We start from the raw sequence: 15,076 nt of genomic DNA on the forward strand, positions 1-15,076 counted from the left end.
CATCTTTCATGATCGTCAGGCCATGCCAAATTGAGTAGCCGGTCCTGCGGCATTACCGCCCTGCACTACTTCGACATTGAGCTTGTCACGGCGCGTCATGACGGCGCTCGTGAACTCCTGGGCGACATGATAGAGCGGCCCTTCGTTGACTCTGTGGGTCAACTGCAGGACATATTCGCCAAGGACGAGCAGGACCAGCGAAATGAGAAAGAACATGCCGGACTGCTGTAATGAAATCGTCACCCAACCCGGTGCGACGTCATCCTTGAACAGGCCGATGGCAATGACGTAGATGGAATAGAGCAGATTGGACAGGGCACCCACGATGGACAGGAAGCTGACCATGCGCATCGGCTTGCGGGTGGAGGACACCAGCAGGCGGGCACCGCGATCAAAGCTGCCGGACAGCCGCTTGGGCTTGCTACTGCGCGGCGGCATGCTGTATTCGAGATTGGTACGGGAGAAGCCCGCCGTCGCCGGCAGGTGCCGATAGGTCAAGGCCGGCGCGGGATGGCGCAGGATATAATTGATGACCTTCTTGCTGAGCATCCGGTACTGGGGCGCATCCTTGGCCAGATCGACCCCGTTGAATTGCCGGTAGAGGCTGTTGAAACCTCTGGAGCAAAGACTGTAGGACAGGGTCTGGCGAACTTTCTGCTGATTGTTGGCGAACACCACGTCGATGCCGCCGGCCGCCTGTTGCAACATGTCAGGCAAGAAGGCGATGTCATCGGTTTCCGGATCTATGACGACCGCGAAGTCACCCAGCGCATTTTCCAGACCCACCCAGGCAGCGGTATCGGAATCCACTTCCTTGGTCAGGGCATATACCTGCAGATTGGGCAGGCCGGTGATACTGGTGAGTTGTTTGAGTCGCGCTACGCTGTCATCAGCGGAGGCGTTATCGACAATGATAAGTTCGTAGTCACTTACCAAGGGACCGATAACAGTTGCCGCGCGTTCGAGGACGCTCTGCAACTCGGCAGCCTGATTACGAACGACGAACACGACTGAAAGTAGGACGGGATAAAAGGCCATGACGCGAACCTCCAGAGGCGCTCCAGATACAAGCAATGCAGACGGTTAGCCAACGGAGAGTACAGATAAATTCGGCAGGTTTTCGTCTGCTGCTCTATGCTGTGATCACAGCCACAAATCGCTACTGGAAGAGCCTGGAAGTCGGACAAGGTCGCCGTTTTTGCCCTATCCTCCAAACTGCTGTAACGGTTCGGCAAGGGCACCCGAAGGCGTCGGATCGCGAGGAGAGGTACTGGAAAGGAATCTGGTGTCCCAGAGTGGGGTCGAACCACCAACCTTCCCCTTAGGAGGGGGATGCTCTATCCAATTGAGCTACTGGGACAGGAAAGGGCGCTCATGGTAACGAGCAGCGGAAGGTTTGTCATGTTCCGGTTCGGCAGCGCCGCAGTGCGCGAGGACGGACAACGGCAGGAAGTTCTTCGGCAGCTTTGCAATTTGTTGCGTACGTCGGTAAATTGACGTCAATAAAAACAGATACCTAGGGACAGGTGGTTACAGAGTCCAAGGTGCCGTGAGTGCTAGCGGAACGAGACGAGGGCTAACGCCTTCACTGATTTTTGACTCCAGATGAAGTACCTCAATGACCCAGGCCATTAGATCCTACTCAAGCCGTACCGCTGACAAATTCGTCGTGCGTCTGCCCGAGGGCATGCGAGAGCGCATCGCGGATGTGGCCCGCAACCATCATCGCAGCATGAACTCCGAAATCATCGCGCGTCTCGAGCAGAGCTTGCAGCAAGAGGGCGCCCTTGGCGACGAACCCGGGCTTCGCCTGGACAGTCCGGAGATCACCGCCAGCGAGCGGGAGTTGCTGCAGCGCTTTCGGCAGCTGTCGGGTCGGCAGCAGAACGCCCTGATCTCGCTGATCGCCCACGACATCGACGCCGCATCCTGACGGCGTCCGGGCTGCCCTGCCCCTGGGTAGCCCTTTGCCCCCTACCCTGTCCTACATCAGGAAGAGGGTGGCGAGTCCCAAGAAGATGAAGAAGCCGCCGCTGTCGGTCACCGCGGTGATCAGCACGCTCGACCCCATGGCCGGATCACGGCCGAAGCGCTGCAGGGTCATGGGAATCAACACCCCCATGAATGCAGCCAGCAGCAGATTGAGGGTCATGGCGCCCATCATCACCAGGCCCAATGACCAGCTGCTATAGAGATAGAAGGCCACCAGCCCTATCACCCCACCCCAGATAACGCCATTGCACAGGGCGACGCCCATTTCCTTGCGCAGCAGCCGTGCGGTGCTGGTGACACTGATCTGCCCCAGCGCCATGGCGCGGACGATCATGGTGATGGCCTGGTTGCCCGAGTTGCCGCCGATACCGGCCACGATGGGCATGAGTGCGGCCAGAGCCACCAGCTTCTCGATCGAACCCTCGAACAGACCGATGACCCGCGAAGCGATGAAGGCCGTGATGAGGTTGGTGGCCAGCCAGGTCCAGCGGTTGCCCACCGATTTCCACACCGAGGCGAAGACGTCTTCGTCTTCGCGCAGACCGGCCATGTTGAGGACTTCGCTTTCGCTTTCCTCACGGATCAGGTCGACCATCTCATCGATGGTGAGACGACCGATCAGCTTGCCGTTCTTGTCCACCACCGGTGCCGAAACCAGGTCATAGCGCTCGAACGCCTGGGCCGCGTCATAGGCATCGCCGTCGGGATGGAAGGCCACCGCCTCCTTGGCCATGACCTCGACCACCAGCTTTTCCGGATCGTTGACCAGCAGGCGCTTGATCGGCAGCACACCCTTGAGGATGCTGTCGTTATCGACCACGAACAGCTTGTCGGTATGGTCGGGCAGCTCTTTCAGCCGCCGCAGGTAGCGCAATACCACTTCCAGGGCCACGTCATCACGGATGGTCACCATCTCGAAGTCCATCAGCGCGCCGACCTGATCCTCTTCGTAGGACAGCGCGGAGCGCACCCGCTCGCGCTGCTGGGCGTCGAGGGCGTCCATGAGCTCGTGAACGACATCGCGCGGCAGATCCGGCGCCAGGTCGGCGAGTTCGTCGGCGTCGAGCTGGCCGGCTACCGCGAGAATTTCCTGGTCGTCCATGTCGGCGATCAGGGTCTCGCGGACCGCGTCCGAGACTTCGAGCAGGATCTCGCCATCGCGCTCGGTCTTGACCAGACCCCAGACGGTCAGGCGGTCTTCCCGTGGCAAGGCTTCGAGGATGAAGGCGACGTCAGCCGGGTGCAGCTCGTCCAGGCGGGCACGCAGCTCTTCGAGGCCTTCTTCGGGAATATCGGCGGGGGATACGGGGGCGCGATCGTGGTCTTCACGCGCCTCGACAGCGAGGTCGTAGCGCTCCAGCAACTCCACGACCTGGGCGAGCCGCTCCTGCAGCGTCTCGTGGGGCTTTCTGATTTCTGCTTCGTTCACTACGGTCATAGCGCACTCCGGCCCGCCGGCGGAGCGCACCGACGAACCCTAACTCAACAACGGGACGAAAAAGGCGATTGAGTATTGACTGGGTAAGTCCATAAGGGGGGGATAACCACTGCCCCGGCGGGGCTGACGGCGGGGATGATACACCGGACCGCTGGCGGGTGCGAAGGCAAAAGGGTTTCAAAACAGCTATTTGCAAGGCTTCCGCAAGGCCCAGAGGGCACGCTTCCGGCCCTCGCCGAACCTCCCCGGCTTCGCTAAGCTTGAGCCCCTACGTCAAGGAGGACGTCCCATGAAGAAGCTGCTCGTGCTCGGCCTGCTGCTGGGTTGCACCAGCGCCCAGGCGGCCACGGTGTATCGCTGCGAAGATGCCAGCGGCCACCTCACCTTTTCCGCCAGCGGTTGCGCCTCGGACAGCGACAGCCGGCTGCAGCGCGCGGACAATCCCCGTCCGGGCGGCGCCAAACCCACGCTGATGGCGAAACCCAAGGCCGCTCCCCGCAAGGAAGTCGCGCGCACGCCCACGGTGGTGGCAGCCAAGACGGACGGCTGCGGCGATCTGCTCAGCGCCAGCGCAAGGCGCCAGGCGATCATCCGCGGACAGGTCAAGGTCGGCATGAGCCGGGCGGACGTGGAGAACGCCCTCGGGCAACCGCAGCGGATTTCCCAGCTGGATGCCCTGACCCGCTATCACTACGAGGCGCGCCGAGGCAAGGAACGCTCGCGGCTGGTGACCTTCGACGAGCACGGCTGCGTGCGTCGCCGCTGACGCCCGCAACCAACGCCTGCTCCGTCAGAGTACGGCGCGGGGATAGGAACCGAGGACCTTGAGCGCCACGGCGCCGGTGGACAGACGCTCCAGGACATCGCGGATCAGCGGATCGGCCTGGTGGCCGAGGAAGTCGATGAAGAAGACATAGGTCCACTTGCCGCTGCGCGAAGGCCGCGTCTCGATCCGACTGAGGTCGATGTTGTTGGTGTGGAATGGCAGCAGCAGCTCGTGCAGAGCGCCCGGCTTGTTCTGCATGGAGACGATGATGGAAGTCTTGTCGTCGCCACTGGGCGGAACGTCCTGGTTGCCGATGATGAGGAAGCGCGTGGAGTTGTCCGGGCGGTCCTCGATCTTCTGCTGAACCGGCGTCAGGCCGTAGAGCGAGGCCGCCATGTCGCCGGCGATGGCCGCGCTGTTCCATTCCCCCTTCACCCGCCGCGCCGCTTCGGCGTTGCTGGCCACCGCCACCCGCTCGACGCTCGGGTAATAAGAGTCCAGCCACTTGCGGCACTGAGCCAGCGACTGGGCGTGGGAATAGATGCGGGTGATGCTGTCGGCCTTGGTGTTTTCGCCGATCAGCAGATGATGGTGGATACGCAGTTCCACCTCGCCGCAGATCGACAGGTTGTGCTCGAGAAAGCTGTCCAGGGTGTGGTTGACCGCACCCTCGGTGGAATTCTCCACCGGCACCACGCCGAACTGGGAGGCACCGGCGGCGACCTCGCGAAAGACTTCGTCGATGGCCGCCATGGGCCGGGTCACCACGGCCTTGCCGAAGTGCTTGAGCGCCGCGGCCTGGGAGAAGGTACCTTCCGGGCCGAGATAGGCCACGTGCAGCGGCTCTTCCAGGGCCAGGCAGCAGGACATGATCTCGCGGAACAGTCGCGCCATGTCTTCGTCACGGACCGGACCGCCGTTGCGCTCCATCACCCGCTTGAGGACCTGGGCTTCGCGCTCGGGCCGGTAGAACACGGGCTTTTCGCCTTCCGCCAGCGTTCCCATCTTGACCCGCGCCACGTCCTGGGCGCAGCGAGCGCGTTCGCTGATCAGGTCCTGGATGCGTTCATCCAGACTGTCGATACGCAGGCGCAAGGCCTTGAGCTCGTGTTCCGACATGATCAGCCGTGCTCCTTCTCGAATTCGGCCAGATAATTCACCAGCACCTGGACGGCTTCCAGGGTGACGGCATTGTAGATGGAGGCGCGCATGCCACCCACCGAACGATGCCCCTGCAGATACAGGAGGCCGCGCGCTTCGGCGCCCTCGAGGAACGCCTTGTCGAGGCGCTCGTCCGCCAGGCGGAAGGGTACGTTCATCCAGGAGCGGTCGTTCTGGGCGATGGGGTTGCTGTAGAAGTCGCTGGCGTCGATGAAGCCGTACAGCAGCTCTTTCTTCTGGCGATTCAGGCGCTCCATGGCGGGCAGGCCGCCCTGCTCCTTCAGCCACTTGAACACCAGGCCCGAGAGGTACCAGGAGAAGGTCGCCGGCGTGTTGTACATGGAGCCGTTGTCGGCCTCGACCTTGTAGTCCAGCAGCGTCGGGCAGGCGGCGCGCGCGCGACCCAGCAGGTCTTCGCGGACAATCACCACCACCAGGCCGCTGGGCCCGATGTTCTTCTGCGCACCGGCGTAGATCAGCCCGAAGCGCGAGACGTCCAGCGGACGCGAGAGGATGTCGGAAGAAGCATCCGCCACCAGGGGCACATCGCCCACGTCCGGAATCCAGTCGAACTCCAGGCCGCCGATGGTTTCGTTGGGGGTGTAGTGAACGTAGGCGGCATCCTTGGACAGCTGCCACTCGTGCTGCCCCGGGATGGCGAAGTAGTCGTAGCCCTTGGCGCTGGCGGCGACATTGACGGTGCCATAGTGCTGCGCCTGCTCGATGGCCTTGCGCGACCAGATGCCCGTGTCGATGTAGTCGGCCTTGCCGCCCTCGGGCATCAGGTTCATCGCCAGCTGGGCGAATTGCAGACTGGCGCCGCCCTGCAGGAACAGCACCTTGTAGTTGCCGGGGACACCCAGCAACTCGCGCAGATCGGCCTCGGCCTGGCTCGAGATGGCGGTGAAATCTTCACCGCGATGGCTCATCTCCATTACCGACAGGCCACGGCCCTGCCAATCCAGCAGATCGGCCTGGGCCTGGCGCAGCACAGCTTCAGGCAGGGCCGCCGGGCCGGCGCAGAAGTTGTAGGCACGCTTGCTCATCACTCGTCATCCTCGTCGGGAAGGTCATCGCTCGGTACATCGCTGGCACCGGGCAGCACATCGTCCTGGTCCGGCTCGTGGCTGTCGACCGGCAACTCCTTGTCGAGCACCTCGTCGTCCAGTTCGGCTTCGTGATCCAGCAGCTCTTCGTCCACCGAAGGCTCCTGCACCCGCTCCAGCCCCACCAGCTTCTCGCCCTTGCCGAGCTTGATCAGGGTAACGCCCTGGGTATTCCGGCCGGTCCGGGAAATGCCCTCAACCGGGGTCCGTACCAGGGTGCCCTGGTCGGAGATCAGCATGATCTCTTCGCCGTCCAGCACCTGGATGGCGCCGATCAGGGGACCGTTGCGCTCGTTGATGACCATGGCGATCACGCCCTGGCCACCGCGGCCGCGCTGCGGGTATTCGGCCATGGCGGTGCGCTTGCCGAAGCCGTTGAGGCTGGCGGTGAGGATCTCGGCGCCCGGCTCGGGGATCAGCATGGAAATCAGGCGCTGGCTTTCGGCCAGGCGCATGCCGCGCACGCCGCGGGCGGTACGGCCCATGGTGCGCACATGGCGCTCCTTGAAGCGGATGACCTTGCCACCGTCGGAGAACAGCATGACTTCGCGGGCACCGTCGGTGATGGCGGCGGCGATCAGGCTGTCGCCCTCCTCCAGCTTCAGCGCGATCAGGCCATTGCTGCGCGGACGGCTGAACTGCACCAGCGGGGTCTTCTTCACGGTGCCGTTGCGGGTGGCCATGAAGATGTAGGCGCCGGTGGGCTCATCCTGGCCAGCATCGAGGAGCTCGCCCTCTTCGCCTTCACCTTCGCTCTCGACATCGTCTTCCACCAGCACGGCGTCTTCGATGTCCAGGTTGTCGTCCTGCTCGCCCAGGTCTTCTTCACCGATCGGCGCCTGCTGGCGCACGGCTTCCAGATCGACCGGCAGCATGGCGGTGATGCGCTCGCCTTCGGCCAGCGGCAGCAGGTTGACCAGCGGCCGGCCACGGGCGGCGCGGGAGGCCTCGGGGATCTCGTAGGTCCGCTTCCAGTACACCTTGCCCAGACTGGAGAACAGCAGCAGGGTGGTATGGCTGTTGGCGACCAGCAGGTGCTCGATGTAGTCCTCTTCCTTGACCGCCGAGGCCGAACGGCCGCGACCGCCCCGGCGCTGGGCCTGGTAGGCGTGCAGCGGCTGGGACTTGGCGTAGCCGCCATGGGAGATGGTGACGACGCGGTCTTCCTCGGTGATGAGGTCGGCGATGGTCAGGTCCACCTGGGAGGCGATGATCTCGGTACGACGCTTGTCACCGAACTCGGCCTTGACCTTTTCCAGCTCCTCGCGGATGACTTCCATCAGCCGCTCGGGGTTGGTCAGGATGCGGATCAGCTCGCCGATCTGCAGCAGGATTTCCTGGTACTCGGCGATGAGCTTCTCGTGCTCCAGGCCGGTCAGGCGGTGCAGGCGCAGGTCGAGGATCGCCTGGGCCTGTTCCGGCGAGAGGTGGTACCTGCCTTCGTGCAGACCGTACTGCTCCGGCAGTTCGTCCGGACGGCAGGAATCGGCGCCGGCGCGCTCGACCATCTCGCGTACCGCACTGGATTCCCAGGGCGTGGCGATCAGGCGTTCCTTGGCTTCGGCCGGGGTCGGCGAGCTCTTGATCAGCTCGATGACCGGATCGATGTTGGACAGGGCGACCGCCTGGCCTTCGAGGATGTGGCCACGCTCGCGCGCCTTGCGCAGTTCGTAGACGGTCCGCCGGGTCACCACTTCACGGCGGTGACGGATGAAGGCTTCCAGCAGTTCCTTGAGGTTCAGGGTAGCGCGGCTGGCCGTCGAGCAGGGCCACCACGTTGATGCCGAATACCGTCTGCAGCTGGGTCTGGGCGTAGAGGTTGTTGAGCACCACCTCGGGGGTTTCGCCGCGACGCAGCTCGATGACCACGCGCATGCCGTCCTTGTCGGACTCGTCGCGCAGCTCGGTGATGCCTTCGATCTTCTTCTCTTTCACCAGCTCGGCGATCTTCTCGATCAGCCGTGCCTTGTTGAGCTGGTAGGGCAGCTCGGTGATGACGATCTGCTGGCGATTGGCGCTCTTGTCGATGTCCTCGACCTCGGCGCGGGCCCGCACATAGATGCGCCCACGACCGGTGCGATAGGCCTCGATGATGCCGGCACGACCGTTGATGATGCCCGCGGTCGGGAAGTCCGGACCGGGGATGTACTGCATCAGGTCGTCAACGGTCAGCTCGCTGTTTTCGATCAGCGCCAGGCAGCCATCGATCACTTCGCCGAGGTTGTGCGGCGGGATGTTGGTGGCCATGCCGACCGCGATGCCGCTGGAACCATTGACCAGCAGGTTGGGGATGCGCGTGGGCATCACCGCCGGGATCTGCTCGGTGCCGTCGTAGTTGGGCACCCAGTCGACGGTTTCCTTGTCCAGGTCGGCCAGCAGTTCGTGGGCAAGCTTGGACATCCGCACTTCGGTGTAACGCATGGCCGCGGCGTTGTCGCCGTCCACCGAACCGAAGTTGCCCTGGCCGTCCACCAGCATGTAGCGCAGCGAGAAGGGCTGGGCCATCCGCACGATGGTGTCGTAGACGGCGGTGTCGCCGTGGGGGTGGTACTTACCGATGACGTCACCCACCACACGGGCGGATTTCTTGTACGGCTTGTTCCAGTCGTTGCCCAGCTCGCTCATGGCGTAGAGCACGCGCCGGTGCACCGGCTTGAGGCCGTCGCGCACATCCGGCAGGGCCCGGCCGACGATGACGCTCATCGCGTAGTCGAGATACGACTGCCGCAATTCGTCTTCGATATTGACCGGGAGGATTTCTTTGGCCAGTTCACCCATGAGAAGCCTGGTTCCTTCTGATCTGAAAAGCGCTAGGGCTCGTCCGCACGTCGGCCGAGCCTGATATAGGAGAGGCGAAAGCCCGTCTGGCGGCGCCTGCCACCGGCGGCGCAAGGGGCGCTCCAACCGGTTTTCGGCACTGCATCACCGCCTGCCGAGGGCTTTCGGACAAAGCCTGTGCAAAGAGCGAAATTCTAACACATTCAGGGATGTATCCGCCCCTGGCGATCACCTCAATGCAGGCGTCGACGATTCATCAGCTCGGCCATCTTCTTGGCGTCCGGACGCTCCACCACACCGCGCTCGGTGACGATGGCGTCGATGAGATCGGCCGGGGTGACGTCGAACACCGGATTGAAGGCCTCCACGCCGGCGGCGATGCGCTGCCCGCCCACTTCCAGCAACTCGTGACCGGCGCGTTCCTCGATGGGGATGTCGTCACCGGACGCGAGCTTCATGTCGATGGTGGAACTGGGCGCCACCACCATGAAGCGCACCCCGTGGTGCATGGCAATGACCGCCAGGTTGTAGGTGCCGATCTTGTTGGCCACGTCGCCATTGGCAGTGATGCGATCGGCGCCGACGATCACCCAGGCGACGTTGCGCGTCTTCATCAGGTGCGCCGCGGCGGCATCGGCGTTGAGGCTGACCGGAATGCCCTCCCCGGCCAGTTCCCAGGCGGTCAGGCGCGAGCCCTGCAGCCAGGGACGGGTCTCGTCGGCGTGGACGCATTCCACCAGACCATCCAGGTGCGCCGCGCGCAACACGCCCAGGGCAGTGCCGAAGCCGCCGGTGGCCAGGGCGCCGGTATTGCAGTGGGTCAGGAAGGTCTGCTTGCTGGCGTCGTGCTTGCGGATCAGCTCGACACCCAGCTGGGCCATGGTCAGGTTGGCTTCGCGATCGCTCAGGTGGATGGCTATCGCCTCGGCTTCCAGCGCCACCAGGGCACCCTCCCCCGCGGTGCGCGCCAAGCGCTCGCGCATCCGGTTGAGCGCCCAGAACAGGTTGACCGCGGTGGGCCGCGAGGCCGCCAGCAGTTCGAAGTCGGCGTTGATGGTCGCTTGCCAGTCCTCGCCCGCCGCGGCGCGCTGGCGGGCACCCAGCACCACGCCATAGGCGGCGCTGATGCCGATGGCCGGCGCGCCTCGCACCAGCATGTCGCGGATAGCCTGGGCCACCTCGGCGGCGCCGTGACAGGCGACCCAGTGTTCGCGCAGCGGCAACAGGCGCTGGTCGAGCAGGTGCAGGGCACCGTCCCGCCACTCGATCGCCTTGATCTTTTCCGCCGCCAGCAGACGCTCTCGCATGATCTTTCCTCGACCTGAATCTGTAGCCCGCCAGTATACCGGCATCGGCGTGCGGATTTAGCGGTAGCGCCGCAAGGACCGCTATACTGCCGGCTCGCCCCTCTTGGAACCGCCGCAGATGCCCACCCCCGCGCCCCTGGACCTCTTGTTGCTCCCCAGCTGGATCGTGCCGGTGGAGCCGGCCGGGGTGGTCCTGCGCGATTACGCGCTGGGTGTGCGCGACGGCTGCATCGCCCTGCTCGCCCCGCGCAGCGAGGCCTTGCGCCATCCGGCCACGGAGACCCTGGAGCTGCCGGGCAAGGTGCTGATCCCCGGACTGATCAATGCCCACGGCCACGCCGCCATGACGCTGTTTCGCGGCATGGCCGACGACCTGCCGCTGCAGACCTGGCTGCAGGATCACATCTGGCCCGCCGAAGGCCGCTGGGTCGACGAGGATTTCGTCCGTGATGGCACCACCCTGGCCATCGCCGAGCAGATCCGTGGCGGCATCACCTGCTTCTCGGACATGTACTTCTATCCCCAGGTGGCTTGCGAGGCGATCCATCGCACCGGGGTGCGCGCCCAGGTCTGCCTGCCGATCCTCGATTTCCCGATTCCCGGCGCCCGTACCGCCGACGACATGATCCGCCGCGGCCTGGAACTGTTCGACGACATGAAGCTGCACGAGCGCATCAGCGTGGCCTTCGGCCCCCATGCGCCCTACACCGTGGCCGACGCCAAGCTCGAAGAGATCCTGGTGCTGGCCGAGCAGTTGCAGGCACCGATCCAGATGCACGTCCACGAGACGGCCTTCGAGGTGGAGCAGGCGCTGGAGCAGACCGGCGAACGGCCGCTCAGCCGGCTGCGCCGTCTGGGTCTGCTCGGCCCGCGTTTCCAGGCCGTGCACATGACCCAGGTGGACGACGAGGACCTGGAAAACCTGGTCGAAACCAACAGCCACGTCATCCACAGTCCCGAGTCCAACCTCAAGCTGGCCAGCGGCTTCTGCCCAGTGGAGCGCCTCTGGCAGGCCGGCGTCAATGTCGCCATCGGCACCGACGGCGCGGCCAGCAACAACGACCTCGATCTGCTCGGCGAGACCCGTACCGCGGCCCTGCTGGCCAAGGCCGTCGCCGGCTCGGCTACCGCCCTGGATGCCCATCGCGCGTTGCGCATGGCCACCCTGAACGGCGCCCGCGCCCTGGGCCTGGAGCGCTGCCTGGGCTCGCTGGAGATCGGCAAGGCGGCCGACCTGACCGCCGTCGACCTCAGCGGCCTCGCCCAGCAGCCGCTCTATGATCCCGTCTCGCAACTCATCTACGCCACCGGCCGCGATCGCGTCAGCGACGTCTGGGTCGGCGGCGTGCCGCTGCTGCGCCAGAGCGAACTCGTGCGCCTGGACGAGGCCGAACTCATAGCCAATGCGCAGCAGTGGGCCACCCGTATCCAGCAGGGCGCCTGACGCGCCCCGCTCCCTTGCCTCTGGAGAACACCATGTCCAACGTCGATAACGCCGAGATCGCCAAGTTCGAGGCCCTCGCCTACCGCTGGTGGGACCGCGAGAGCGAATTCAAGCCGCTGCACGACATCAACCCGCTGCGCGTCAACTGGATCGACCAGCACGCCGGTCTGGCCGGCAAGAAGGTACTGGACGTCGGCTGTGGTGGCGGCATCCTCAGCGAAGCCATGGCTCAACGTGGTGCCCAGGTGACCGGCATCGACATGGCCGAGGCGCCCCTGGCGGTGGCCCGGCTGCACCAGCTGGAATCCGGCGTGCCGGTGGAATACATCCAGGAGACCACCGAGGACCACGCGCGCAAGCACGCCGGCACCTACGACGTGGTGACCTGTCTGGAGATGCTCGAACACGTGCCGGATCCCTCGTCGGTGATCAAGGCCTGCCACGACCTGGTCAAGCCGGGCGGTCAGGTGTTCTTTTCCACCATCAACCGCAATCCCAAGGCCTATCTGTTCGCCATCGTCGGCGCCGAATACGTGCTGCGCCTGCTGCCGCGCGGTACCCACGATTTTCGCAAGTTCATCCGCCCCTCGGAGTTGGGGGCCTGGGCTCGTGCGGCCGGCCTCAATCTGCGTGACGTCATCGGCCTCACCTACAACCCGCTGACCAAGAGATACAAGCTGGAAGGCGACGTGACGGTGAACTACATGGTGCGCACCCAGCGCGAGGACTAGGCCATGCGTCTGCAAGCGGTCCTTTTCGACATGGACGGCACCCTGCTGGACACGGCGCCGGATTTCATCGCCATCATCCAGGCCATGCGCCAGGACCAGGGCCTGGCAGCGGCCGACGAGGCCCGCCTGCGCGGCGTCATTTCCGGCGGTGCCAAGGCGATGATCCTGGCCGGCTTCGAGGTCGATCCGCTGGGCGCCGAACTCGAACCGCTGCGCCTGGAATTTCTCGAGCGCTACCAGACGCAGTGCGCGGTCCATACCCGGCTGTTCGACGGCATGGAGGAGATCCTGCGCGATCTCGACGCCGCCCGGCTGCGCTGGGGCGTGGTGACCAACAAGCCGGTGCGCTTCGCCGAGCCCATCATGCAGCGCCTGGGCCTGGCCGAGCGCTCGGCCTGCCTGGTCTGCCCGGATCACGTCACACACAGCAAGCCGGATCCGGAGATGGTGGTGCTGGCCTGTCGGCAACTGGCTGTCGATCCCCAGACCGCCCTGTTCATCGGCGACGACCTGCGCGACATCGAGTCGGGCCGCGCCGCCGGCAGCAAGACGGTGGCGGCACGCTACGGCTACATCCATCCGGACGACCACCCCGAGCATTGGGGTGCCGACGCCATCATCGACCATCCGCTGGAATTGCGTGCGCTGCTCGATCGCGCACTGTGCGGCTGCTAGGGGTTCAGATGTTCGACTACCAGGCTCCGGCCGAGCTGCTCAAAGACCGTATCATCCTTGTCACCGGCGCCAATCGCGGCATCGGCGCCGCCCTGGCCAAGGGCTGCGCCGCCCTGGGCGCGACCCTCATCCTCCAGGGCCGCGATGCCGCGGCGCTGGATCAGGTGCGCCAGGAGATCCAGGCCGGCGGCGGCCGGGCCGAGCCCCTGGTGCTGGATCTCGAACAGGCCGATGCGGCGGCCTATGCTGCCGTCGCTGAGCGCCTGCAGCGACGTCATGGTCGTCTGAATGGACTGGTGCACAACGCCGGCCTGCTGGGGCCGCGGGTACTGCTGGAGCAGACGCCCGCCACGGCCCTGGCGCAGGTGCTGCAGGTCAATGTCCAGGCCGGCTTCGCTCTGACCCAGGCCCTGCTGCCCCTGCTCAAGGCGGCCGGTGAGGCTTCGGTGATCTTCACCTCCAGCAGTGTCGGTCGCAAGGGCCGGGCTGGCTGGGGCGCCTATTCGGTATCCAAGTTCGCCACCGAGGGCCTGATGCAGGTCTGGGCCGAGGAGCTTGGAGAAGCCGGTATCCGGGTCAACAGCGTCAACCCGGGCGGTACCCGTACCGCCATGCGCGCGGCGGCCTATCCCGAGGAGGACCCGGCCCGGGTGCCTGCGGCGGACGCCATCCTGCCGGTCTATCTCTATCTGCTTGGCCCGGCCAGCCAGGGCACTACCGGCCAGGCGCTCAACGCTCAGTAACAGCGCCGGTCAGACGTGAAAGCGCTGCACCAGGCGCGAGAGTTCGTCACCCAGCTCGGCCAGCTCGCGGGCTGGCCGAGGCCGTCGCCGCCATCGCCTGACTGGATTGATCGGCGCCGTCGCGAATGCGCGTCACATTGACCGCGACCTCTTCGGCCACCCCACGCTGCTGGACCGCCGCCGCGGCGATCTGCTGATTCTTCTGCTGGATGCTGGCCACCGCCGTGGCGATACCGGCAAAGGCGCGCCGCGTGTCACCGGCACTGCCCAGGGTCCCAGCCAGCAGGGTCTCGCTCTGCTGCATCCGCGCGACCGCCTCGCCACTGCCCTTCTGCAGCACCACGATGAGTTGCTCGATCTCGACGCTCGACTGCTGGGTACGGCGCGCCAGGGCGCGGACCTCGTCGGCGACCACGGCGAAGCCGCGACCCTGTTCCCCGGCGCGCGCCGCCTCGATGGCCGCGTTGAGCGCCAGCAGATTGGTCTGCTCGGCCACCGCCTTGATCACGTCGAGCACGCTGCTGATCGCCTGGCTGTCGTGGGACACGCCCTGGAGCCGCTCGGCAGCGGCGCGAACGTCCACCCCCAAGGTCTCGATACCGGCCAGGCTGCGGCCGATCACCGCCTGGCCATCGCTGACCTGGCGTTCGGCCTGATCGCCGGCACCGGCAGCGGCCTCGGCGTCCGCGGCGACCCCCTGGGCCGTGGCGGCCAGTTCGGCCATGGCCGCGGCCACCTGATCGGTTTCCTCCCGCTGGCGGGTCACGCCCAGCTGCGCCTCGCGCGCCTGCTCGGCCAGGGCGGCCGCGGACTGGCCGAGTCGGCCGATACCGCTCTGCAACTGCAGGACCATGCCGCGCAGCGCCGCCACCATGCTGGCGCTGGATCTCTGCAACTGGCCGATCTCGTCGCCCCGATCCACCGTCAATTCGACG

General features: G+C 65.3%; 12 protein-coding genes, 1 tRNA gene and 1 pseudogene. 6 read left to right on the forward strand and 8 right to left on the reverse strand.

The genetic code is table 11. From position 1 onward, the window contains the following. Nucleotides 1-15 precede the first annotated feature (15 nt). Together QE444_RS18925 and QE444_RS18930 are read right to left on the reverse strand one after the other, a co-directional pair. Nucleotides 16-1,038 (reverse strand): glycosyltransferase, encoded by a 1,023-nt coding sequence (locus tag QE444_RS18925; RefSeq protein ID WP_133862472.1) that lies wholly within the window; start codon nucleotides 1,036-1,038, stop codon nucleotides 16-18. Nucleotides 1,039-1,283: 245 nt separating this feature from the next. Continuing rightward, nucleotides 1,284-1,360 (reverse strand) — tRNA-Arg (locus QE444_RS18930). 258 nt (nucleotides 1,361-1,618) lie between these two features. Here QE444_RS18930 and QE444_RS18935 point away from each other — a divergent pair. Continuing rightward, nucleotides 1,619-1,933 carry an Arc family DNA-binding protein gene (locus tag QE444_RS18935; RefSeq protein ID WP_007160462.1) on the forward strand — a complete coding sequence of 105 codons (315 nt, stop codon included), beginning with the start codon at nucleotides 1,619-1,621 and terminating at the stop codon, nucleotides 1,931-1,933. A 51-nt stretch (nucleotides 1,934-1,984) separates the two neighbouring features. Here the strand turns inward: QE444_RS18935 and mgtE are convergent, their stop codons facing one another. Further along, a complete protein-coding gene (gene mgtE, locus QE444_RS18940) occupies nucleotides 1,985-3,430 on the reverse strand; it encodes a magnesium transporter (RefSeq protein WP_405046447.1) in 1,446 nt (481 codons plus the stop codon). Nucleotides 3,431-3,719: 289 nt separating this feature from the next. Here mgtE and QE444_RS18945 point away from each other — a divergent pair, with 289 nt between their 5' ends. Continuing rightward, a complete protein-coding gene (locus tag QE444_RS18945) occupies nucleotides 3,720-4,196 on the forward strand; it encodes a DUF4124 domain-containing protein (RefSeq protein ID WP_263258881.1) in 477 nt (158 codons plus the stop codon). A gap of 24 nt (nucleotides 4,197-4,220) precedes the next feature. Here QE444_RS18945 and pheA read toward each other — a convergent pair whose 3' ends face one another. The 4 genes and pseudogenes from pheA to mtnA all read right to left on the reverse strand — a co-directional run bounded on the left by pheA (nucleotide 4,221) and on the right by mtnA (nucleotide 10,548). Further along, nucleotides 4,221-5,315: a prephenate dehydratase gene (gene pheA / locus QE444_RS18950; protein ID WP_158892948.1), complete on the reverse strand. Its 1,095-nt coding sequence runs from the start codon at nucleotides 5,313-5,315 to the stop codon at nucleotides 4,221-4,223. Nucleotides 5,316-5,317: 2 nt separating this feature from the next. Further along, nucleotides 5,318-6,403 carry a 3-phosphoserine/phosphohydroxythreonine transaminase gene (gene serC / locus QE444_RS18955; protein WP_187979940.1) on the reverse strand — a complete coding sequence of 362 codons (1,086 nt, stop codon included), beginning with the start codon at nucleotides 6,401-6,403 and terminating at the stop codon, nucleotides 5,318-5,320. Next, a pseudogene (gene gyrA, locus QE444_RS18960) lies at nucleotides 6,403-9,241 on the reverse strand (DNA gyrase subunit A). The gene serC and the pseudogene gyrA overlap by 1 nt, the downstream one beginning before the upstream one ends. A gap of 233 nt (nucleotides 9,242-9,474) precedes the next feature. Beyond that, entirely contained in the window at nucleotides 9,475-10,548 is a 1,074-nt protein-coding gene (gene mtnA / locus QE444_RS18965) for an S-methyl-5-thioribose-1-phosphate isomerase (RefSeq protein ID WP_263258879.1), read from the reverse strand. A 118-nt stretch (nucleotides 10,549-10,666) separates the two neighbouring features. On the opposite strand from mtnA, the gene QE444_RS18970 reads away from it, so the two are divergent. From QE444_RS18970 to QE444_RS18985, 4 genes are read left to right on the forward strand one after another with little or no spacing between them, the layout of a single operon-like run. After that, complete coding sequence (locus QE444_RS18970) at nucleotides 10,667-11,992, forward strand: TRZ/ATZ family hydrolase (RefSeq protein WP_263258878.1); 1,326 nt, start codon at nucleotides 10,667-10,669, stop codon at nucleotides 11,990-11,992. 32 nt (nucleotides 11,993-12,024) lie between these two features. Beyond that, entirely contained in the window at nucleotides 12,025-12,723 is a 699-nt protein-coding gene (ubiG, locus tag QE444_RS18975; RefSeq protein WP_007160470.1) for a bifunctional 2-polyprenyl-6-hydroxyphenol methylase/3-demethylubiquinol 3-O-methyltransferase UbiG, read from the forward strand. Between the two features lie 3 nt (nucleotides 12,724-12,726). Beyond that, nucleotides 12,727-13,398 (forward strand): N-acetylmuramic acid 6-phosphate phosphatase MupP, encoded by a 672-nt coding sequence (gene mupP / locus QE444_RS18980; protein ID WP_263258877.1) that lies wholly within the window; start codon nucleotides 12,727-12,729, stop codon nucleotides 13,396-13,398. Nucleotides 13,399-13,406: 8 nt separating this feature from the next. After that, entirely contained in the window at nucleotides 13,407-14,141 is a 735-nt protein-coding gene (locus tag QE444_RS18985) for a YciK family oxidoreductase (RefSeq protein ID WP_263258876.1), read from the forward strand. Between the two features lie 46 nt (nucleotides 14,142-14,187). On the opposite strand, the gene QE444_RS23685 is transcribed toward QE444_RS18985, so the two are convergent. Continuing rightward, nucleotides 14,188-15,015: a methyl-accepting chemotaxis protein gene (locus QE444_RS23685; protein WP_405046483.1), complete on the reverse strand. Its 828-nt coding sequence runs from the start codon at nucleotides 15,013-15,015 to the stop codon at nucleotides 14,188-14,190. Nucleotides 15,016-15,076: the final 61 nt, after the last annotated feature.

The sequence above is a fragment of the Pseudomonas sp. SORGH_AS_0199 genome, from assembly GCF_031453735.1.
GTDB classification, from domain to species: Bacteria; Pseudomonadota; Gammaproteobacteria; order Pseudomonadales; family Pseudomonadaceae; genus Chryseomonas; species Chryseomonas aestiva.